Origin of the sequence: Burkholderia sp. MSMB1835 (assembly GCF_001526365.1) — a bacterium.
Lineage (GTDB): Bacteria > Pseudomonadota > Gammaproteobacteria > Burkholderiales > Burkholderiaceae > Burkholderia.
In genome coordinates this window covers 319,665-339,572 of the sequence record NZ_LOYP01000042.1, presented here as the reverse complement: position 1 = coordinate 339,572, position 19,908 = coordinate 319,665, and the positions used below count along the sequence as shown (strand labels likewise).

Sequence of the window (19,908 nt, the reverse complement as noted above, 5' to 3'; positions counted from 1 at the left end):
GCGAAACGACGCGCTATCTTGCCAGACTCGCCGGCTTCACAGGCAAGCTGCAAGCGGCTCTCCGGGAATCTGCGGAGAACGGGCGCCAAGCTTACAAGTAGATGATGAGACAAATGTTCCTGAAAGCTGCTGCCACATCGGGAGTTTCCCTAAGTGGCGCGGACCTGACGCACCGGACCGGCAAACGTTACCATTCGCGCGCCGGTCGGGGCCGCGCTCCGCCTCGTCGGGCGGAGTCCGACCCCGGCCCGGGCCACCCGCCCGACTGCTCCATCGCCGACGCAAGCCTACCCGGCCACAGTGCTCCGGCGCCAGTTCGACCCTCAAGGCGACGCGCGATCCGCGCCGTCCGTTTCAAACGAGATTGATGATGCACGCACCTGTTTCACAGACCCGATCGTTTACGACGGTCTTCCTCATCGAAATGTGGGAGCGCTTCGGCTACTACGGCATGGCCGCGCTCCTGGTCCTCTTCATGGTCGACCGCCTCGGCTTCACCGACAGCCACGCGAACCTGACCTGGGGGGCATTCACCGCACTCGTCTACGCCGCGCCGTCGATCGGCGGCTGGATCGGCGACAAGGTGCTCGGCGCGCGCCGCACGATGATCATCGGCGCGTGCGTGCTGTGCGCCGGCTACCTGATGCTCGCGGTGCCGAACGATCACCTGACGTACATGTACGCGTCGCTCGGCGTGATCGTCGTCGGCAACGGCCTGTTCAAGGCCAACGCGGCAAACCTCGTGCGCCGCATCTACGAAGGCGACGACGCGCGCATCGACAGCGCGTTCACGATCTATTACATGGCGGTCAACATCGGCTCGACGGTGTCGATGCTCGCGACGCCGTGGATCAAGGATCACTGGGGCTGGCACACCGCGTTCGCGGTCTGCTGCGGCGGCATGCTGCTCGCGATCCTCAACTTCATGCTGATGCACCGTACGCTCGCGCACGTCGGCTCGCAGCCGGACGACGAACCGATCCGCTGGAAGCGCCTCGGCGCGGTCGCGGCCGGCGGCGTCGCGCTCGCGCTGATCACGCTGTACGTGCTGCAGCACAAGCAGCTCGCGGTCGCCAGCGTGTGGACGGCCGCGTTCGCGATCCTCGCGATCTTCGCGTACATGATCGCGAAGTCGGAGCGCTCGGAACGCGCGGGCCTGATCGCGGCGCTCGTGCTGATCGGCCAGGTGATCCTGTTCTTCATCTTCTACGTGCAGATGTCGACGTCGCTGACGCTGTTCGCGCTGCGCAACGTCGACCCGCGCTTCATGCTGTTCGGCACGACGCTGTTCACGTGGAGCGCCGCGCAGTTCCAGGCGCTGAACCCGATCTGGATCATGCTGCTGAGCCCGGTGCTCGTGTGGGTCTACAACGCCGTCGCGAAGGGCGGCCGCGACCTGCCGGTCGCCGCGAAGTACGCGCTCGGTTTCGGCGCGGTCGCCGCGGGCTACCTGGTGTTCACGATCAGCGGCCGCTACGCGGTCGACGGCCGCGTGTCGTCGTGGTTCATGGTGTGGGGCTACGGCCTGTACTCGCTCGGCGAGCTGCTGGTGAGCGGCCTCGGCCTCGCGATGATCGCCCGCTACGTGCCGGCGCGCATGAGCGGCTTCATGATGGGCGCGTATTTCGTCGCGACGGGCGTGTCGCAGTATCTGGGCAGCGTCGTCGCGAACTTCGCGCAGATGCCGTCGCACGAACTGCCGGCCACCGAATCGCTGCCGCTCTACCTGTCGCTGTTCGAGAAGCTCGGCTGGCTCGCCGCGATCGGCATGCTGCTCGCGCTGCTGCTGCTGCCGCTGATGAACCGCCTGTCGCGCCAGCATCAGCGCTGCGCGGAAGAGCGCCGCGAGGAAGCGCTGCAGGCGCAGGTCGCCGCCGCGCAGTAAGTACTATCCCTCGGCGTGCGGCTTGCACGCCACATTCTCCCGCCAGGTGCGCGAACGCGTCCTACACTGGTTGCAGGCAATGCATCCGCTTCGCGAGATGCGCACGGGTGGGAGAGCACGATGAAAAGCAAGACGACGCGGCTTTTGAGGATCCTGTCGGACATCCGGCACGCGCAGCGCTGCACCGCGATGCGCGCCGCCCGGGCCGCGGCCGAAGCCGACGCGGTCCTCGCGGAGCGCGACGACCCGGCGCAGGACGAACGCGACGACGCCGAAGCCGACGACGCAACCGCCCCGCCCCGCTCCCGTATCGGCTCACCTCACTGACGCCGCGCGGCACCTGCCGCGCCGCATGCTCCCTCGCGCGCGCCTACGCCGCCGCGCCGCGCCATCGCGCGATCCACGTTCCCGAACCGGCCACCGCCATCATCAGCCCGAGCGCGCACGCGTCGGCCACGAGGCCCACGCCGACATGCCGCAGATCGGCGCCGCGCACGACCGGGTGCAGCAGCGAGTCGATCACGAGCGAGATCGCCGCACCCGCGACGAAGCAGATCAGCCCGCGCTGGCCGACCGCCACGACGGGCCGCACGCCCTGCGCGATCCGCGCGATCCAGCCGAAGCGCACGCAATCGGCCATCAGCCACGCGACGGCCGCGAAGCTCACGACGCGCGGCAGCGCGAGATCGCGCTTGAGCACGCCTTCGGGCACCGGCAGCCCCGAGAACAGCTTGTAGCTCGCACAGCCGAGCACGATCGCGCACGCGAGCCCGGTTGCCGCGGCGCCCCAGCGGCCGAGCGCGATGTGCCGGTAGAACGGCTGGCAGCGCGCGAGCACGCCGGCGACGAACATCAGTTGCCACGCGAACGGGTTGAAGCTCCAGCGGAAGCCGTCGGTGTCGAGCAGCTCCGGGCCGAGCCAGCCCGCCGCGAGCCACGATGCGGCGCTGATCGCGACGAGCAACCACGGATGGCGCCGCGCGAACGGCACCAGCACCGGCGACGCGAGCGCGAACAGCACGTACATCGGCAGCACCGACGCGAGATACGGCTGGCGCTGGAACGTCAGCAGCTCGGCTGCGCCCGTGAGCGGCGACGCGAGCATCACGCTGACGTCGTCGAGCGCGAGGTTCGGCGCCTCGATGCCGTAGTGGTCGAGCACGGCCGACACGACGAGCATCAGCGTCGACGTCGCCAGAAAGGCGCGGTAGATCTGCATCGCGCGCCGCACGAAGCGCCGTTGCGCGGCGCGCGCGCCGTGCCGCTCGGCAATCGCGCCGTACGCGCTCGCGGTCGCGAAGCCGCCGAGGAACACGAACACCTCGGCCGCATCGCACAGTGCGAACGCGTGCAGCGTTACGCGCGACAGCACGCTCGCGCCGATGTGATCGACGACGATCATCAACAACACGAGCCCGCGGAAGAAATCGACTTCGATGAGGCGGCCGCTGCGCGACGACGGCACCGTGGCGGAATGCAACGGCCTCAACGACATGAGCGCACCTGTGCGGCGGCGGTGCGACGCGCACCGGAGAAGGGATCGGAAAAAAGCAGGCGAGCGCGATCGGCGGCGATACGCGTATGCTCGCATCGCGCCAACCCGGCCGGCCCGGCACGGAGATGACCGTTCATTGAAAAGCTGCATACGAAGGGAAGTCGGTCAGATCAGTTTAATGACCGATCAGGGGAGACCCTAAGTAACAAAGTGCAACCGAATCTTCTCTTCGATTACAAGCACGCGCGTTGCGCGGCGAAGCAGGCAGCGTCGCCAGATTCGCGTCAGCGCGGCGCCAGTCGGCGGTCAGTATCGAGGGATTCGGCGGAGCAACGAGCACGACTCGGCGGTCGACGATGCACGCGATGCGCGGCACGTTCCGCACGGCCGGCGCATCGTGACGACGCGCTTATCCGCGCGCGGGCAGGCGCCGCATCAGCATCGCGCTGTGCCAAGCGGTCAGCGCGACGGCGACCCAGATCGGTCCGTACGTCGCGAGCTGCGCGACGCTGAGCGTCTCGCCGAGCAGCAGCAGCGACACCACGACGAGCAGCACGGGCTCGACGTAGCCGAGAATGCCGAACAGCGCCATCGGCAGCATCCGGCTCGCCTTCAGGTAGCTCGCGAGCGCGAGCGTGCTGAGGATGCCGAGCCCCGGCAGCAACGCGGCCCACAGCGTCGGATGGCCGGCGACACGCGTCGTGCTCGTCGCGACCATCGCCAGCGCGATCGGGCACAGCAGCACGATCTCGATCGCGAAGGCCGCCAGCGAATCGGCGTTGATGCGCCGGCGCAGCACGAAATACGGCGGATAGCCGAGCGCGACGACCAGCGTCGGCCATGCGAACGCGCGCGTCGCCCACACCTCGTGCGCGACGCCGAGCGCCGCGCACCCGACCGCCGCCCATTGCAGCGGGTCGAGCCGTTCGCGATAGTAGAAGCGGCCGACGAGCACCATCGTCAGCGGCAGCAGGAAATAGCCGAGCGACACTTCGAGCATGCGCCCGTGCAGCGGCGCCCACAGGAACAGCCACAGCTGCACGCCGAGCAACGCCGCGCTCGCCGGCAGCGCGATCAGCAGGCGCCAGTCGCGCGCACCGCGCCGCGCAAGCTCGACGAGCGCCGGCCAGCGGCCGCGCAGCGCGATCAGCGCGAGCGCGCCCGGCGCGGTCCACACGACACGCCACGCGAAGATGTCGAGCCCCGTGAGCGGCGCGAGCAGTTTCGCGTAAGCCGACATCAGCGCGAACAGCGTCGACGCCATCACCGACAGCATGAGGCCGCGCCCGGCTTCCGGATACCCCGTCATGATCCGTGCCGTGCCGCTTACTGCTGCTGAAAGCGCTCGAAGCGCCGCTCGGTCTGGCGTTCCTCGAAGGTCACCTCGGTCACGCGCGCGGCGGGCGGCCCGTGACGCAGCCATGCGAGCATCCGGTCGATCTGCGCGCCCGGTCCCTGGATCATCGCCTCGACGGTGCCGTCCTCGAGATTCGCGACCCAGCCGCGCAGCTTCAGCGCATGCGCCTCGCGCACCGTCGCATGACGAAAGCCGACGCCCTGCACGACGCCGCGCACCCGCACGTAGTAGGTCTCGATCCGTTCGTCCAGTTCATTGCGGCTCATCGCGTCGCCCTCCCGTTGCATTCAAGCCCGGCATTGTAGTCGCGTCGGCCGCTTCGCACACGCGCCGGCCGGGCGTCGCCGCACGCGCCGACCACGTACAATCTCGCCGATGCCCAACCGCCGCGCCGCCCGCGTGGCCCTGAAGGAAACGCATGACTGATACTTCCCGCGATCTCGTTCTCGTCACCGGCGCGTCCGGTTTCGTCGGCTCGGCCGTCGCGCGCATCGCGCAGCAGAAAGGCTATGCGGTGCGCGTGCTCGTGCGCCCGACCAGCCCGCGCACGAACGTCGCGGATCTCGATGCCGAGATCGTCACCGGCGACATGCGCGACGAGGCGTCGATGCGCGCCGCGCTGCGCGGCGTGCGCTACCTGCTGCACGTGGCGGCCGACTACCGGCTGTGGGCGCCCGACCCCGACGAGATCGAGCGCGCGAACCTCGAAGGCGCGGTCGCGACGATGCGCGCCGCCCGCGCGGAAGGCGTCGAGCGGATCGTCTACACGAGCAGCGTCGCGACGCTGAAGGTGACGAGCGCCGGCGACCCGTCCGACGAGAACCGGCCGCTCACGGCCGAGCAGGCGATCGGCGTCTACAAGCGCAGCAAGGTGCTCGCGGAGCGCGCGGTCGAGCGGATGATCGCCGACGAAGGGCTGCCCGCCGTGATCGTCAATCCGTCGACGCCGATCGGCCCGCGCGACGTCAAGCCGACGCCGACCGGCCGCATCATCGTCGAGGCCGCGCTCGGCAAGATTCCCGCGTTCGTCGACACGGGGCTGAACCTCGTGCACGTCGACGACGTCGCGCACGGCCACTTCCTCGCGCTCGAGCGCGGCCGGATCGGCGAGCGCTACATCCTCGGCGGCGAGAACCTGCCGCTGCAGCAGATGCTCGCCGACATCGCGCAGATGACGGGCCGCAAGGCGCCGACGATCGCGCTGCCGCGCTGGCCGCTGTACCCGCTCGCGGTCGGCGCCGAAGCGGTCGCGAAGTTCACGAAGAAGGAGCCGTTCGTCACCGTGGACGGGCTGCGGATGTCGAAGAACAAGATGTATTTCACGTCCGCGAAGGCCGAGCGCGAGCTCGGCTACCGTGCGCGCCCGTACCGCGAAGGGCTGCGCGATGCGCTGGACTGGTTCGGCTCGGCGGGCTACCTGAAGTAACACAAAGCGGCGCACCTCGCGCCGCTTCGCGCACTTTGTTACACGTCGCGCACGGACCGGTATCGGCGCAGCGGTTAAAATCGCGGGTCTTACGCAGAGAAGACACGCATGAACCTGAACGATCAGATCGCTTCGCTCGCCACGGGCGTCGATCAGCTCCTCCACGATCACCACGCCGCCCAGCAGGCGGCCCGCAGCGCGGAAGCCTTCGCGCGCGCCGCGGCGGCGGAAGCCCGGGCCGCAGCCGAGCGCCACGCGGCGGCGGAAGCCGAAGCGCAGGCCGCCGCGCAGCGCCACACGGCCGCTGCCGCCGATGCCGAAGCCGCGCAGCGGCGCCACGCCGACGCCACCGCCGCCGCCGAAGCGGCTGCCCAACGTCATACGGATGCGGCCGCGCAAGCCGAAGCCGCTTCCCAGCGCCATGCGGAAGCCACCGCGCTGACCGAAGCGCTCGCGCAACGTCACGCGGATGCCGAAGCCGCGTCGCAGCGCCACGCGGCGGCAATCGCCGAAGCCGAGGCCGCCGCGCAGCGCCATCACGCCGCCGCGACCGAAGCCGAAGCGGCTGCGCAACGCCATGCCGCGGCGACCGCCGAAGCCGAATCCGCCGCGAAGCGTCACGCGGAAGCGACCGCCGAAGCCGAGGCCGCCGCGCAACGCCACGCGGCCGCGATCGCCGAGGCCGAGGCGCTCGCCCAGCGTCACGCGCAGGCGCTCGCCGACACGCAGGCGGCCGCCCAGCGCCACGCCGAAGCCACCGCCGAGGCCGAAGCGATCACGCGGCGTCACGCCGAAGCGATCGCGCAGGCCGAAGCCGCCGCGCAACGCCACGCCGAAGCCACCGCCGAAGCCGAAGCCATTACGCGGCGCCATACCGAAGCGATCGCCCAGGCCGAAGCGGCCGCGCAGCACCACGCGAAGGCCATCGCCGACGCCGAAGCGCTGGTCGAGGCCGTCGTCACGGAAGCCGCGACGAACGCGGTTACCGCCTCGGCCGCGACAGCCGATGTCGTCGAGCCGGCAGCGGCGGCGCAAGCGCCCGCGAACGCGGCCGCGCCGGCGGTGACCGAAGCGGCCGAAACGGTCGAAGCAGCCGACGCCCCCGCCGATACCGAGACCGCACCGATCCCGGCGGCACAAGCCGAAACCGCGGTTGAAGGCGGCATCGCTCCTGCGCCGGCCGACAAGGCGACGCTGCACGTCGCGCGCCCGTCCCAGAACGAACTCACGCTGACCATCAACGGCGAATCGATCACGCTGCATCCGGAGCAACTAGGCCAATTGATCGAGGAACTCGCGCACGCGCGCGCGTCGATGCAGCCGGAGCCGCCGCCCGGCATTCCGGCCGGCTGGCGTTTCGTGACGACGAAGAACCCGATGATGGCCGTGCAGAAGCAGTCGAACGGCGACCGCCTGCTGGTCGCCCGCCATACGGGCTACGGTTGGGTGCCGTTCACGTTCTCGCCGGACGTCGTGATCCAGATGTACATGATGCTGACGCAGCGGTAAGCGCGCGCATCGGCCGGCAACCGGCCGGAAAGCAAACAGCCCGAATCGGCTTGCGTCGATCCGGGCTGTGTGTTTTCAGGGTTCCGGTTGATCGGGACGGCCGGTATCGGTCGGCGTAACTCAGCGCTCCACCGGCGCCTGGACGCGCGCCTTCCACTGGCCGCCCTTGCCGCGCCAGTACCGCCACGCGGACGCGAACGTCGCGCCGACGTAGAACAGCGCGACGAGCGGCAGCGCGGGCGCCCACAGCGGCGAGCGACGGTAATAGCGCAGCATCGGCGCATACGCGGCGCACATCGATGCCCACGCGAGCCACGCCGGCCATGCGCGCGCGCCGTAGGCGAGCGCGGCGACGGGCGGCACCAGGTAGATGATCGTCATCCCGAGCAGCGTGCCGGCCAGCAGCAGCGGCGAATAGCGGAGCTGCGTGAACGCGGTGCGCGCGATCATGTTCCAGATGTCGCGCCAGCTGTCGTACGGGCGCAGCGACACGCTGCGATCGGCGAGATCGAGCCGGATCGGATGGTGGCCGCTGCCGCGATGCTTGATCTGCGCGGCGAGGCTGCAGTCGTCGATCAGCGCGCCGCGAATCGATTCGATGCCGCCCGCTTCCTCGAGCGCCGTGCGCTTCACGAGCATGCAGCCGCCGGCCGCGCCGGCCGTCCGGTTGCGCGGGTTGTTGATCCACGAGAACGGGTACAGCTTCGCGAAGAAGAACACGAACGCCGGGATCAGCGCCTTTTCCCAGAACGAGTCGCAGCGCAGCCGCACCATCAGCGACACGAGATCGCGATTCTCGGCCTGCGCACGCGTAACGAGCTGCGCGACGGCGTCGGCCGGATGGCCGATGTCGGCATCCGTCAGCAGCAGGTAGTCGGCCGGCAGGCCGAGCGTCTGCACCGCCGCGATCCCCTGCGACTGCGCCCACACCTTGCCCGACCAGCCGGCCGGCAGCGGCTTCGCGGTCAGCACCGTCAGCCGGTCGGCGCGGTTGATCGCGAGCGCGGCCGCGCGGGCCGCGTCGGCGGTGCCGTCGTCGCTGTGGTCGTCGACGATGATCAGATGGAACGCGCCCGGATAATCCTGCTCGAGCAGCGAAGTCGCCGCGCGGGCGATCACGTCGGCTTCGTTGCGCGCCGGCACGACCGCCACGACGGCCGGCCAGCCGGCTTCGGCCGCGGCGCCGCGGGCGTCGGGCGGCAGCGGCCGCGCGGGCTGCGCGCGCCAGAAGCCGCCGCGCGCGACGAGCAGCACGATCCAGATCACCAGCGACAGGCCGGACACCAGGAAAGCGATCGCCAGCATCATCGGCCTGCCTCCTGCCGGGCGCCGGCTTCGGCGGCATGAATAAGGGTCGGGAACGAAACGCCCAAATCCGCATGGGCGGACGGGCAATACGCGTAAGAATCGACGGTCATCGAATGGCCTTGAAATGAGCGCGATGGCGGGCAGCCGGAGCGGCCGACCGCGAAACCGCGCAGTTTACCGGGTTCCGGGCGGGCCAGCGCCGACGCGGCTCTCCCGCAATTGCAACGGTTCGACACGGCGCCGAAGCAAGGACGGCGCGATAGGGTTAAAATGCGCGATTAATTCGGGGTTCCGGGGCCTGGCCGGCCGGTTCGTTCCTGCCTTCATAACACCAAGCCGGGGCGAGCAAGCGTGTGCCAGCGCCTCGACCCCGGCGTCTGTCGTCGGAGTTCGCTCACTTATGCGAGTCATCCTTGCCCAGCCCCGCGGCTTCTGTGCGGGGGTTGTCCGTGCGATCGAGATCGTCGATCGCGCGCTGCAACAGCACGGTGCGCCGGTCTATGTGCGTCACGAGATCGTGCATAACCGGCATGTCGTCGAAAATCTGCGTAATAAAGGGGCACGATTCGTTGAGGAACTCGACGAGGTGCCGCACGGCGCCGTCGCGATCTTCAGCGCGCACGGCGTCGCCCAGACGGTCGAGCACGACGCGCAAGCGCGCGGGCTCGACGTGCTCGACGCGACCTGCCCGCTCGTCACGAAAGTGCACGTGCAGGGCCGCCAGTACGTCGCGGCGGGCCGCCGGCTGATCCTGATCGGCCACGCGGGCCACCCGGAAGTCGAGGGCACGATCGGCCAGATTCCGGCCGAGGTGATCCTCGTGCAGAGCGAAGCCGAAGTCGATACGCTGACGCTGCCCGTCGATACGCCGGTCGCGTACATCACGCAGACCACGCTGTCGGTCGACGACACGCGCGGCATCATCGAAGCGCTGCAGCGCCGGTTCACCGACCTCGTCGGCCCGGACACGCGCGACATCTGCTATGCCACGCAGAATCGCCAGGCCGCCGTGCGCGAGCTGAGCGAACAGGTTGACGTGCTGCTCGTCGTCGGTGCGACGAACAGCTCGAACTCGAACCGCCTGCGCGAGATCGGCACCGAAAGCGGTGTGCCGAGCTATCTCGTCGCCGACGGCTCGGAAGTGAAGCCCGAATGGTTCGCGGGCGTGCAGACGGTCGGCCTGACCGCCGGTGCGTCGGCGCCCGAGGAAATGGTCGAGGATGTAATCGGCGCGCTGCGCGCGCTGGGGCCCGTCGATGTCGCGACGATGGCGGGCCGTGAAGAAAAAGTCGAATTCAAGTTGCCGGCGAAGCTCACGCAAGCTGTCGCCCGCGAAGTTTAAGGAGGACATCCCTTGTCTATTCCGCTGCTCCAGCAAGTCCGTGTCGGCGCCTACATCGTGCGCCAGCACCTGTCCGGCAACAAACGCTATCCGCTCGCGCTGATGCTCGAGCCGCTGTTCCGCTGCAACCTCGCGTGCAACGGCTGCGGCAAGATCGACTATCCGGATCCGATCCTGAACCAGCGCCTGTCCGTCGAGGAATGCCTGCAGGCCGTCGACGAGTGCGGCGCGCCCGTCGTGTCGATCGCCGGCGGCGAGCCGCTGCTCCACAAGGAGATGCCGGAAATCGTCAAGGGCATCATGAAGCGCAAGAAGTTCGTGTACCTGTGCACGAACGCGCTCCTGATGGAAAAGAAGATGGACGACTACCAGCCGAGCCCGTATTTCGTCTGGTCGGTCCACCTCGACGGCGACAAGGACATGCACGACCATTCCGTGTCGCAGGAAGGCGTGTACGACAAGGCGGTCGCGGCGATCAAGGAAGCGAAGCGCCGCGGCTTCCGCGTGAACATCAACTGCACGCTGTTCAACGACGCGATCCCCGAGCGCGTCGCGAAGTTCTTCGACACGCTGCGCCCGATCGGCGTCGACGGCATCACCGTGTCGCCGGGCTATGCATACGAGCGCGCGCCGGATCAGCAGCACTTCCTGAACCGCGACAAGACGAAGAACCTGTTCCGCGAAATCCTGAAGCGCGGCGAAGGCGGCAAGCGCTGGTCGTTCAGCCAGTCGTCGCTGTTCCTCGACTTCCTGGCCGGCAACCAGACGTACAAGTGCACGCCGTGGGGCAACCCGGCGCGTACGGTGTTCGGCTGGCAGAAGCCGTGCTATCTGGTCGGCGAAGGTTACGTGAAGACCTTCAAGGAACTGATGGAAACGACCGAGTGGGACAACTACGGCGTCGGCAACTACGAGAAGTGCGCGGACTGCATGGTCCACTGCGGCTTCGAGGCCACGGCCGTGATGGACACGATCTCCAACCCGCTGAAGGCGCTGCGCGTGAGCCGCAAGGGCATCAAGACCGACGGCCCGTTCGCACCGGACATCTCGATCGCGAAGCAGCGTCCGGCCGAGTACGTGTTCTCGCGCCACGTCGAGATCAAGCTCGAGGAAATCCAGCGCGCCGGCAAGGGCAAGCTGCAGAAGCCGGCGAAGTCGGCGACGGCCGCTTAAGCGCGTTGCACCGTGCGAAGGTTCGCGCCTTCGCAACGGCCGCGCATTGAAAAGCGCCACGGAGTTCGCTCTGTGGCGCTTTTTGTTTTGACGGACGCCGAGTGACGCATTGCGCTTGCGCGCCCGCGTGCGGCGGCTGCCGTCGATTGCCTAGCTTCGCGACTCCGCCGCGGCGATCAGTTGCCACGCGGTCGGCCCCGGATCGAGCAGCGGGTCGGACGGTGGATCGAGATCGTGCGGATGCGCCTCTTCGGACGGCAACGTCTGCGCTTTCGCAATACCGATCTCGTCGCCGCACACGGTGCATCGATAGATGCCCGCCACCGTCACCTTGCTGCCCGGCGGCAGGTTCTCGCTGAATGCGCGACCACTTCCGCACGTGAAGTAGCCGCCGCTCCTGTATAGCGCCATCGCTCCTCCTGACTGAAACGAATGCGTTCGCGTCGACACGCACGTTCGTCGCCAACGCGAGGATGGATCGTCATCGCCCGGCTCGCCGGGGTTCCAGTCATGTCATTAGACGGCGCGCGGCCGCGCGAAGGAATCAGACGCGTATGAAACACGGCCCGCGGGCCGCCACTCAATGCAGAACGGCCGGTTCCCGCATCTTCGCCGCGGCCTGCGCGACCAGCCCCGGCTGTTCGGCCGTAGCGAACGTGCAGACATGACGCCACAGCTCCGCCAGCCGATGCCGCGTGAGCGTCGCGACGCATGCGTCGTTCGCGGCGAGCACGCGTTCGAGCACCGCGCATTCGTCGTCGTGCAGCGTCCACGCACCGCTTTGCGCGGCGCGCGCCACGCTCGCGTCCAGCGCGCGCTCCGCGTCGACGCAGAGGTCGACGGTCGCATCGGGAGAAACCGCATCGTCGAGCGCGAGGAACACCAGATACACGCTCGTGCGCAGCCGCATCAGCAACGTTTCGCTACCGTGCTCGCCGCGCAGCGCGACCAGCGCCATGTGGCATTTCAGCGAGATGTCGCGTGCATGCGCGGGCGGCAGCGGCAGCAGCCATTCGCGCGTCAACGGCGGATGGCGGCGGCCTTTTCGGGCAGCCTTCATGATTCGCCCCCGCGCGCGGACGCGCCGTCCTCCGCCGACCCGCGCCACGCGCCGCGGCACGCGACGGCGCTGCGGCCCGCGTCGCGCAGGGGGTTCGCCCGGCGTCGCATGCCGTGCACATCGGCGCGCCGTCGCGTCGCGCACGCTTGCGGCAGCCTGCGTATCGCCGACGCACGCAACACGCCGCACCATCGGTCGGGGCATGCCATGTTCGTCTCCTGAGTCAAAACGTGTTCTCGCCCTTCAGGTAGTACGCGGTTTTCACGAAGAACGCCTTCACCGGATGGCCGCTCTGCGCGTCGCGGGCCGCCCGCGCTTCCATCGCGGCCTTTTCGTCGCGCCACCGGTCAGGCATCGGGTTGTTCACGCGCTCGAGCGCCCGCTGCATCGCGAGCGGATAGTTCTGGTTGCCGGCCGTCGTCGCGCGATAGCCGGCACGCGTCATCTGCATCAGTTGCACGTCGGTTTCGGCACGCGCCGCCGACCAGGTCAACGGCGCGGCATGCGGCGTGTCGCCGGCGCCGATCGACTGCGCGAAGCCGACGGCCGGCAGCGCAGCGAGTGCGCAGGAAAGAACGGCAACGGGAACGAGTGATCGCATAGTGGCCTCCAGATGGTTGTCCCCGCATCGATCCATCATCGATGCGTTGAAATCATCGTATGTCGGGGCGCATGTCGCTTGAATAGCCGAATCCGCAATTGTTATTTTCAGCCGCGCATTCGGCGTGCGGACGGCGTCGCTCGCGAATCCCGTCGAAATGGAATTTCTTTATTTCATTCAACGATCTGATCGAATCTTTACCGGCGATTCGGCGGGTGCTCATTCCGCTCTTTCGATTTCGGAAATGACGTGTTGCCGGTGCGATTCCGGCCGGCGCGCCTGCCCGCAAGGCTGCGGCGTGCTATCGCGCACGCGGATACCGCGGAGACGACCGCATCGGATCAGCCGATTCTTCGATATAGGACAAATCATCTGCATCGGCTTGCCGGACCGAGACACGACGCAATCGGCGAGGACGCGCGATAATCACGCATCGGCCGTTTCGCACGGCATCTCCGGCATTTCCCTTTTTAATCGAGTCTCTCCATGGCCGCCCTCGACACTACCGCCATCGACAGCTGGCACGCGCACGTCTATTTCGATGCGGCGAGCCGCGACGCGGCCTGGGCGTTTCGCCAGGTCGTCGACGCGCGGTTCGGCGCGGCCATCGAACTCGGTCGCTTTCACGAACGCCTCGTCGGCCCGCATCCGGCCTGGTCGTACCAGATCGCGTTCGGCGCCGCGCGATTCGACGACATCGTGCCGTGGCTCGTGCTGAATCACGGCGCGCTCGACATCTTCCTGCATCCGAATACCGGCGACGACCTGCGCGACCATCGCGATTGCGCGGTGTGGATCGGCAAGTCGCATGAGCTGAACCTCGGCGCGCTGGGCGGCTGACGGGCCTGCGGACCGAGCGGTCTGCTGCGCGAGGGGCTTGCGGGCGGCACGAACGTGTCCGGCACATGCGGCATCCACGTTTCGGCCCGCGCTGAAACGTCCGGCGGCATCGCGCCGATACAGTGGTGCCGTTATCCACGCGTGCCGCCACCGCCATGACCCTCGCCGACCACACCGATGCGCACCGCATTCATCAGAGCTGGCACGCCGCCGTCGTCGCGCGCGATCTCGACGCGCTGATGTCGCTCTACGCGGACGACGCGATACTCGAAACGCCGCTGATCGTCGTCGCGCTGCCCGGCCACGGCTCCGGCATGCTGCGCGGCAAGCCCGCAATCGGCGAATTCTTCGCGGCCGGCCTGCGCGATCCGGGAAACCGGCTCGGACGCTGGTACCGCACCGGCGTGTTCTTTTCGAACGGACGGCAACTGACGTGGGAATATCCGCGCGCAACGCCGGACGGCGATCAGGTGGATCTCGTCGAGGTGATGGATCTGCGCGACGGGTTGATCGCGCATCATCGCGTGTACTGGGGATGGGTCGGGTTCAACGTGCTGCGCGGCGCAGCATCGACGGCCGAGCGCGCATGACCGCCGCCGCGCCGAAGCGCTCGCTCATGCGGCACGGCGCGCCGCTCACGCGACATACATCGCGACGCTGACGAACTGGCACAGGCTGCCAGCCAGCACGAACAGATGCCAGATGCCGTGGCCATGGTGAATGCGTTCGTCGTTGATGAAGAAGTAGATCCCCGCGCTGTAGATCACGCCGCCGGCCACGAGCCATGCGGTGCCGATCGGCGGCAGCGCATGGATCAGCGGCCGCACGGCGACGAGCGCGAGCCAGCCCATCAGCACGTACAGGATCATCGACAGCAGGCGCGTGCGGCGCCCAAGCGTGAGCTCCTGCACGATGCCGAACACGGCGAGCCCCCAGCTCACGCCGAACAGCGACCAGCCCCACGGGCCGCGCAGCGTGACCAGCGTGAACGGCGTGTAGCTGCCGGCGATCAGCAGGTAGATCGCCGAATGGTCGCATTTCTGCAGAATCGCCTTCAGGCGCGGGTTGCGCACGCTGTGATACGCCGTCGAGATCGCGTAGAGCAGGATCAGCATCGCGCCGTACACGCTGAAGCTCACCACCTTGTACGGATCGCCTTCGAGCGCGCCCATCGTCACGAGCGCGACGAGACCTGCCACCGACAGCACCGCGCCGACGAGATGGGAAATGCTGTTGAAACGCTCACCGACATGCACGACGTGTTCTCCTGCGGGGGCCATCGGAAAAAAAAGAAGCCCTATGATACCGGCGGCCGGATATCGCCGTGCTGCGCCCCGGCAAACGGCTGGCGTGCGCCGTGTGATGCGCGGCCGGCCCGCCCCCCAAAAAAAAACGCCGCGATAGCCATCGCGGCGCTTTCCGTTTCGATACCGAACCGATTCGTCAGTTCATTGCAACATTGCAACGGCCCGGTTCAGCAACACTTCCCCGCCCCGGACCCGTACCGCGCATTCTGACGCTCGCGGAAGAATGCCTCGTACGTCATCGGCTCGCGGTCCGGATGGGTGTCGCGCATGTGCGCGACGTAGGTATCGTAGTCGGGCAGGCCGACCATCAGCCGCAACGCCTGCCCGAGGTAACGCCCCGCGCTGCGCAGATCGCCGCCGAGATCGCTGAACATCGCGGCCTCCGCTTCAACGTCCGCTGCCGAGCGCCTGCGCGGCCGGCATCGCTTCGTACGGCGTCTCGCGCACGGTCGGCTTCGACTCGCGGCGCGCGCGCAGCACGGCGATCACGCCGTACACCGCGATCGCCACGACGACGAAGATGAACAGCCCGGCCAGCGCCGCATCGATGTAGTCGTTGAAGATGATGCGCTTCATCTGCGCGATCGACTTCGCCGGCGCGAGCACCTTGCCTTCGTCCACCGCGGCCTGCAGCTTCGCGGCGTGCGCGAGGAAGCTGACCTTCGGGTTCGCGTCGAAGATCTTCTGCCAGCCGGCCGTCAGCGTGCAGATCAGCAGCCACGCGGTCGGCACGATCGTCACCCACGCATAGCGCTCGCGCTTCATCTTGAACAGCACGACGGTGCCGAGCACCAGCGCGATCGCGGCGAGCATCTGGTTCGAGATGCCGAACAGCGGCCACAGCGTGTTGATGCCGCCGAGCGGATCGACCACGCCCTGGTACAGGAAGTAGCCCCACGCGGCCACGCACAGCGCGGTGGCGACGAGGTTCGCGGGCAGCGATTCGGTGCGCTTGAGCGCCGGGTGGAACGTGCCGAGCAGATCCTGCAGCATGAAGCGGCCCGCACGCGTGCCCGCGTCGACGGCCGTCAGGATGAACAGCGCCTCGAACAGGATCGCGAAGTGGTACCAGAACGCCATCATCGCTTCGCCGCCGATCACCTGGTGCAGGATGTGCGCCATGCCGACGGCCAGCGTCGGCGCGCCGCCCGCGCGCGCGATGATCGTCGTTTCGCCGACGGCCTTCGCGGTCTGCGTGAGCATGTCGGGCGTCAGCACGAAGCCCCATTGCGTGACGGTGTTCGCGACGGCTTCCGGCGTCGAGCCGAGCACGGCGGCCGGCGCGTTCATCGCGAAGTAGATGCCCGGCTCGATCACGCACGCGGCCACCAGCGCCATGATCGCGACGAACGATTCCATCAGCATCGCGCCATAACCGATGAAGCGCGCGTTGGTTTCGTTGTCGATCAGCTTCGGCGTCGTGCCCGACGAGATCAGCGCGTGGAAGCCCGACACCGCGCCGCACGCGATCGTGATGAACAGGAACGGGAACAGGTTGCCCGACCACACGGGGCCCGTGCCGTCGACGAACTTCGTCAGCGCGGGCATCTTCAGCTCCGGTGCGACGACCAGGATGCCGATCGCGAGGCCGAGGATCGTGCCGATCTTCAGGAACGTCGACAGGTAGTCGCGCGGCGCGAGCAGCAGCCACACCGGCAGCACCGACGCGACGAAGCCGTAGCCGATCAGGATCCACGTGAGCTGCGTGCCGCTGAACGTGAACCACGCGGCGAGGGTCGGCGAATCGTGCACGTGCTGACCGAACGCGATCGACGCCATCAGCAGCACGAAGCCGATGATCGACACTTCGCCGATGCGGCCCGGACGGATGAAGCGCGTATAGACGCCCATGAACAGCGCGATCGGAATCGTCGCGGCGACGGTGAACGTGCCCCACGGCGAATTGGTCAGCGCCTTCACGACGATCAGCGCGAGCACCGCGAGGATGATCACCATGATCAGAAACGCGCCGAACAGCGCGATCACGCCGGGCACCGTGCCGAGCTCCATCTTGACGAGATCGCCGAGCGAGCGGCCGTCGCGGCGCGTCGAGATGAACAGCACGATGAAGTCCTGCACCGCGCCGGCGAACACGACGCCGGCCAGGATCCACAGCATGCCGGGCGTGTAGCCCATCTGCGCGGCGAGCACGGGGCCGACCAGCGGCCCGGCGCCGGCGATCGCGGCGAAGTGATGGCCGAACAGCACGTACTTGTTGGTCGGCACGTAGTCGAGGCCGTCGTTGTACTTGACCGCCGGCGTCATCCGCAGCCCGTCGAGCTGCATGACCTTGCTGGCGATGAAACGGCTGTAGAAGCGATACGCGATCAGATACACGCAGACTGCGGCGATCACGATCCAGAGGGCACTGACGCGCTCGCCGTGTGCAAGCGCGATCGTGCCGAATGCGAACGCGCCGAGCAGCGCGACCGCGATCCAGAGCAGGGTACTGGAAGCCCGATTCATGGCGTCTCCTGGTCTCCAATGTGTTTTTGAGTGGATGCGGCGAGGGGCCGAACCCGCGTGACGTCGATGCGTCGTGCCGCGGCCTCGCAGAGACCGCGGCGATGGGCCGTAGTATTCCGCGCGACGGGGGCCGCTTACAAGCGGATAACTACGTATGAGGATCTACGTAGAATTACGTAGATGCGTGGCGCCTGCATGCCATCGGGCCGCGATTGCCCGCGACCGGCGAGCCACGTACAGTATTTGCCTGCCTCCATTCCGGAACCGCCATGCCGATCGGATTTCAGAAAATGAACGCGAATGGCGATGACTTCGTCATCGTCGACCTGCGCGGCCGGGAACACGATCCCGCGCAGCGCATCGATCGCGACCTCGTGCGGCGCATGGGCGATCGGCGTCGCGGCATCGGCTTCAACCAGCTCGCGGCGATCTCGGACGGCGACGATGCCGCCGCGCGCGTCGCGTTCTGGAATCCCGACGGCTCGGCGCTCGATACCTGCGGCAGCGCGACGCGCGGCGTCGCATGGAAGCTGATGCGGGAAACCGGCGCGGCGTCGGTCGTGCTGCGTACGAATCGCGGGCGCCTGCACTGTGCGCAGGGGGCGGATGGGCTGATCGAGGTCGAAATGGGCGCGCCGCTGGTCGACTGGCGGAACGTGCCGCTCTCGGAAGCCGTCGACACGCTCGCGCTGCCGCTGCCCGGTGCGCCGGCCGCCTGCAGCATGGGCAATCCGCACTGCACGTTCTTCGTCGACAACGTCGCTGCGCTCGACATCGAAGCGCTCGGCCCGCCGATCGAAGCGCATCCGCTGTTTCCGCTGAAGACCAACGTCCATTTCGTGCAGGTCCTCAGCCGCACGCATGTCCGTCTACGTATCTGGGAACGCGGCGGCGGCGTGCCGCTCGGCTCCGGCTCGTGTTCGTGCGGCGCGGTGGTCAACGGCATCCGGCGCGGGCTGCTCGACGACACCGTGCGGGTGACGTGCGACGGCGGCGACGTCACCGTTCGATGGGACGACGCAGGCAGCGCGTTCCTGAGCGGGCCGGTGACGTTCGGGTTCGACGGAGTGTGGCTGTGACGCCCGACGACGCACGAACTTTCCACGCGCTGCGCCCGCGCCTGCAGAAGATCGCGTATCGGATGCTCGGTTCCGTCGCGGATGCCGAGGACATCGTGCAGGACGTGTGGCTGCGCTGGCACGACGCGGCGCGCGACAGCATCGAGAACGCCGAGGCGTGGCTCGTCGCGGTCACGACGCGGACGTCGATCGATCGCCTGCGCGCGGCGAAGCTCCGGCGCGAGCACTATACGGGTATCTGGCTGCCCGAACCGGAGCTCGGCGAATCGCCCGCGACGCCCGAGGAAATGACGGAGCGCGCGAACGACGTGTCGGTGGCGTACCTGCTGTTGCTCGAACGGCTGACGCCGGAAGCGCGCGCGGCGTTCCTGCTGCATGAAATCTTCGAGTTCGACTACGACCGGATCGCCGACGCGATCGGCAAGACCGAAGCCGCATGCCGGCAGCTCGTCAGCCGGGCCCGGGCGCGGCTGCGCGACGATACCCTGCCGCGGCATGCGGTGCCGCACGAAACGCATCGCCGGCTACTGAAGACGTTCACGCAGGCGCTCGCGCAAGGCGACTTCCCGTCGATCCAGGCGCTGCTCGCCGAAGATGCGATGCTGATCGGCGACGGCGGCGGTCACGTCCAGAGCTTCCCGAAACCGATGGTCGGCGGCCGGCGCATCGCTCAACTGTTCTATGCGACGTGGTTGCGCTGCGGCAGCGGTGTCGAGATGCGGCCGGTCGTGCTCAACGGCCAGTGGGCGCTGCTGCGCTTCATCGACGGGCGGCTCGAAGCGGCGATGGCGTTCGAGACCGACGGTACGCGCATCGGCCGGATTCTCGTGCAGCGCAACCCCGACAAGCTCGCCCGGATCGCGGCTGCCTGCGCCGCCGGCTGACGCGTGCATCGCGCGCCGGCCGCGGTCGAGCGCGGATTGGTGCAGCGCGCGCAACACGATGCGTCCCCGTGCGTGGCTACCGCCCGTCGGCGCACACTCCTAAGATGATTTCGCGCGGCGCCCTGCCGCCCACGACACCCGCGCAGCGCGGGCCAGCCTCTTCGTCGCCAGGAGAA

The 19,908-nt window shown here is 68.2% G+C and carries 21 protein-coding genes; 10 read left to right on the top strand and 11 right to left on the bottom strand.

The annotated features are described in order from the left end of the window. The first annotated feature begins 367 nt into the window (after positions 1–367). Together WS96_RS17780 and WS96_RS17775 are read left to right on the top strand one after the other, a co-directional pair. A complete protein-coding gene (locus tag WS96_RS17780) occupies positions 368–1,885 on the top strand; it encodes a peptide MFS transporter (RefSeq protein ID WP_059834184.1) in 1,518 nt (505 codons plus the stop codon). Between the two features lie 120 nt (positions 1,886–2,005). Then, positions 2,006–2,212 carry a hypothetical protein gene (locus tag WS96_RS17775; protein WP_034205909.1) on the top strand — a complete coding sequence of 69 codons (207 nt, stop codon included), beginning with the start codon at positions 2,006–2,008 and terminating at the stop codon, positions 2,210–2,212. 43 nt (positions 2,213–2,255) lie between these two features. Here the strand turns inward: WS96_RS17775 and WS96_RS17770 are convergent, their stop codons facing one another. The 3 genes from WS96_RS17770 to WS96_RS17760 all read right to left on the bottom strand — a co-directional run bounded on the left by WS96_RS17770 (position 2,256) and on the right by WS96_RS17760 (position 5,003). Next, the gene (locus WS96_RS17770) at positions 2,256–3,380 is read right to left on the bottom strand and encodes an OpgC domain-containing protein (protein WP_034205908.1); all 1,125 of its coding nucleotides are present in this window, start codon (positions 3,378–3,380) and stop codon (positions 2,256–2,258) included. Positions 3,381–3,789: 409 nt separating this feature from the next. Next, on the bottom strand, positions 3,790–4,689 hold the full coding sequence (rarD, locus tag WS96_RS17765; protein WP_059834182.1) for an EamA family transporter RarD: 900 nt from the start codon (positions 4,687–4,689) through the stop codon (positions 3,790–3,792). 17 nt (positions 4,690–4,706) lie between these two features. After that, positions 4,707–5,003 carry an acylphosphatase gene (locus WS96_RS17760; protein ID WP_034205906.1) on the bottom strand — a complete coding sequence of 99 codons (297 nt, stop codon included), beginning with the start codon at positions 5,001–5,003 and terminating at the stop codon, positions 4,707–4,709. A gap of 152 nt (positions 5,004–5,155) precedes the next feature. Between WS96_RS17760 and hpnA the strand changes: the two genes are divergently transcribed. Together hpnA and WS96_RS17750 are read left to right on the top strand one after the other, a co-directional pair. Further along, positions 5,156–6,163, top strand: coding sequence for a hopanoid-associated sugar epimerase (hpnA, locus tag WS96_RS17755; protein WP_011353724.1), 1,008 nt, complete (start codon positions 5,156–5,158; stop codon positions 6,161–6,163). 108 nt (positions 6,164–6,271) lie between these two features. Beyond that, the gene (locus WS96_RS17750; RefSeq protein WP_059834180.1) at positions 6,272–7,672 is read left to right on the top strand and encodes a hypothetical protein; all 1,401 of its coding nucleotides are present in this window, start codon (positions 6,272–6,274) and stop codon (positions 7,670–7,672) included. Positions 7,673–7,792: 120 nt separating this feature from the next. Here WS96_RS17750 and WS96_RS17745 read toward each other — a convergent pair whose 3' ends face one another. Next, complete coding sequence (locus tag WS96_RS17745; protein ID WP_059834178.1) at positions 7,793–8,980, bottom strand: glycosyltransferase; 1,188 nt, start codon at positions 8,978–8,980, stop codon at positions 7,793–7,795. A gap of 400 nt (positions 8,981–9,380) precedes the next feature. Between WS96_RS17745 and ispH the strand changes: the two genes are divergently transcribed. Together ispH and hpnH are read left to right on the top strand one after the other, a co-directional pair. Beyond that, positions 9,381–10,322 carry a 4-hydroxy-3-methylbut-2-enyl diphosphate reductase gene (ispH, locus tag WS96_RS17740; protein ID WP_034205903.1) on the top strand — a complete coding sequence of 314 codons (942 nt, stop codon included), beginning with the start codon at positions 9,381–9,383 and terminating at the stop codon, positions 10,320–10,322. A gap of 12 nt (positions 10,323–10,334) precedes the next feature. Continuing rightward, positions 10,335–11,495, top strand: a complete 1,161-nt coding sequence (hpnH, locus tag WS96_RS17735; protein WP_059834176.1) for an adenosyl-hopene transferase HpnH — start codon at positions 10,335–10,337, stop codon at positions 11,493–11,495. Between the two features lie 150 nt (positions 11,496–11,645). Here the strand turns inward: hpnH and WS96_RS17730 are convergent, their stop codons facing one another. From WS96_RS17730 to WS96_RS33735, 4 genes are all read right to left on the bottom strand, one after another. Beyond that, entirely contained in the window at positions 11,646–11,906 is a 261-nt protein-coding gene (locus WS96_RS17730) for a hypothetical protein (protein ID WP_006485063.1), read from the bottom strand. A gap of 169 nt (positions 11,907–12,075) precedes the next feature. Beyond that, positions 12,076–12,555: a hypothetical protein gene (locus WS96_RS17725; RefSeq protein ID WP_059834530.1), complete on the bottom strand. Its 480-nt coding sequence runs from the start codon at positions 12,553–12,555 to the stop codon at positions 12,076–12,078. A gap of 223 nt (positions 12,556–12,778) precedes the next feature. After that, entirely contained in the window at positions 12,779–13,156 is a 378-nt protein-coding gene (locus WS96_RS17720) for a hypothetical protein (RefSeq protein WP_059834175.1), read from the bottom strand. A 52-nt stretch (positions 13,157–13,208) separates the two neighbouring features. Continuing rightward, the gene (locus WS96_RS33735) at positions 13,209–13,379 is read right to left on the bottom strand and encodes a hypothetical protein (RefSeq protein ID WP_156443658.1); all 171 of its coding nucleotides are present in this window, start codon (positions 13,377–13,379) and stop codon (positions 13,209–13,211) included. Between the two features lie 263 nt (positions 13,380–13,642). On the opposite strand from WS96_RS33735, the gene WS96_RS17715 reads away from it, so the two are divergent. Continuing rightward, a complete protein-coding gene (locus tag WS96_RS17715; RefSeq protein ID WP_059826220.1) occupies positions 13,643–13,996 on the top strand; it encodes a DOPA 4,5-dioxygenase family protein in 354 nt (117 codons plus the stop codon). Positions 13,997–14,151: 155 nt separating this feature from the next. Next, positions 14,152–14,586: a nuclear transport factor 2 family protein gene (locus tag WS96_RS17710; protein ID WP_059834173.1), complete on the top strand. Its 435-nt coding sequence runs from the start codon at positions 14,152–14,154 to the stop codon at positions 14,584–14,586. A 45-nt stretch (positions 14,587–14,631) separates the two neighbouring features. Here WS96_RS17710 and trhA read toward each other — a convergent pair whose 3' ends face one another. From trhA to WS96_RS17695, 3 genes are all read right to left on the bottom strand, one after another. Then, the gene (gene trhA / locus WS96_RS17705) at positions 14,632–15,252 is read right to left on the bottom strand and encodes a PAQR family membrane homeostasis protein TrhA (RefSeq protein ID WP_059834171.1); all 621 of its coding nucleotides are present in this window, start codon (positions 15,250–15,252) and stop codon (positions 14,632–14,634) included. Positions 15,253–15,470: 218 nt separating this feature from the next. Continuing rightward, positions 15,471–15,677, bottom strand: a complete 207-nt coding sequence (locus WS96_RS17700; RefSeq protein ID WP_059834170.1) for a YbdD/YjiX family protein — start codon at positions 15,675–15,677, stop codon at positions 15,471–15,473. 13 nt (positions 15,678–15,690) lie between these two features. Continuing rightward, positions 15,691–17,769: a carbon starvation CstA family protein gene (locus tag WS96_RS17695; protein WP_059834168.1), complete on the bottom strand. Its 2,079-nt coding sequence runs from the start codon at positions 17,767–17,769 to the stop codon at positions 15,691–15,693. Positions 17,770–18,038: 269 nt separating this feature from the next. Here WS96_RS17695 and dapF point away from each other — a divergent pair, with 269 nt between their 5' ends. Further along, entirely contained in the window at positions 18,039–18,848 is an 810-nt protein-coding gene (dapF, locus tag WS96_RS17690) for a diaminopimelate epimerase (protein ID WP_059834166.1), read from the top strand. Next, positions 18,845–19,732: an RNA polymerase sigma-70 factor gene (locus WS96_RS17685; RefSeq protein ID WP_059834164.1), complete on the top strand. Its 888-nt coding sequence runs from the start codon at positions 18,845–18,847 to the stop codon at positions 19,730–19,732. The genes dapF and WS96_RS17685 overlap by 4 nt, the downstream gene beginning before the upstream one ends. Positions 19,733–19,908 lie beyond the last annotated feature (176 nt).

Excerpts from the sequence above, each read along its gene's own strand:
- WS96_RS17780 (WP_059834184.1), top strand. The coding sequence starts at position 368 with ATGATGCACGCACCTGTTTCACAGACCCGATCGTTTACGACGGTCTTC.
- WS96_RS17720 (WP_059834175.1), bottom strand. The coding sequence starts at position 13,156 with ATGCGATCACTCGTTCCCGTTGCCGTTCTTTCCTGCGCACTCGCTGCG.
- WS96_RS17770 (WP_034205908.1), bottom strand. The coding sequence starts at position 3,380 with ATGTCGTTGAGGCCGTTGCATTCCGCCACGGTGCCGTCGTCGCGCAGC.
- WS96_RS17760 (WP_034205906.1), bottom strand. The coding sequence starts at position 5,003 with ATGAGCCGCAATGAACTGGACGAACGGATCGAGACCTACTACGTGCGG.
- WS96_RS17745 (WP_059834178.1), bottom strand. The coding sequence starts at position 8,980 with ATGATGCTGGCGATCGCTTTCCTGGTGTCCGGCCTGTCGCTGGTGATC.
- hpnA (WP_011353724.1), top strand. The coding sequence starts at position 5,156 with ATGACTGATACTTCCCGCGATCTCGTTCTCGTCACCGGCGCGTCCGGT.
- WS96_RS17715 (WP_059826220.1), top strand. The coding sequence starts at position 13,643 with ATGGCCGCCCTCGACACTACCGCCATCGACAGCTGGCACGCGCACGTC.
- WS96_RS33735 (WP_156443658.1), bottom strand. The coding sequence starts at position 13,379 with ATGAGCACCCGCCGAATCGCCGGTAAAGATTCGATCAGATCGTTGAAT.
- WS96_RS17750 (WP_059834180.1), top strand. The coding sequence starts at position 6,272 with ATGAACCTGAACGATCAGATCGCTTCGCTCGCCACGGGCGTCGATCAG.
- WS96_RS17695 (WP_059834168.1), bottom strand. The coding sequence starts at position 17,769 with ATGAATCGGGCTTCCAGTACCCTGCTCTGGATCGCGGTCGCGCTGCTC.
- dapF (WP_059834166.1), top strand. The coding sequence starts at position 18,039 with ATGCCGATCGGATTTCAGAAAATGAACGCGAATGGCGATGACTTCGTC.
- WS96_RS17775 (WP_034205909.1), top strand. The coding sequence starts at position 2,006 with ATGAAAAGCAAGACGACGCGGCTTTTGAGGATCCTGTCGGACATCCGG.
- WS96_RS17710 (WP_059834173.1), top strand. The coding sequence starts at position 14,152 with ATGACCCTCGCCGACCACACCGATGCGCACCGCATTCATCAGAGCTGG.
- ispH (WP_034205903.1), top strand. The coding sequence starts at position 9,381 with ATGCGAGTCATCCTTGCCCAGCCCCGCGGCTTCTGTGCGGGGGTTGTC.
- WS96_RS17730 (WP_006485063.1), bottom strand. The coding sequence starts at position 11,906 with ATGGCGCTATACAGGAGCGGCGGCTACTTCACGTGCGGAAGTGGTCGC.
- rarD (WP_059834182.1), bottom strand. The coding sequence starts at position 4,689 with ATGACGGGGTATCCGGAAGCCGGGCGCGGCCTCATGCTGTCGGTGATG.
- WS96_RS17725 (WP_059834530.1), bottom strand. The coding sequence starts at position 12,555 with ATGAAGGCTGCCCGAAAAGGCCGCCGCCATCCGCCGTTGACGCGCGAA.
- WS96_RS17700 (WP_059834170.1), bottom strand. The coding sequence starts at position 15,677 with ATGTTCAGCGATCTCGGCGGCGATCTGCGCAGCGCGGGGCGTTACCTC.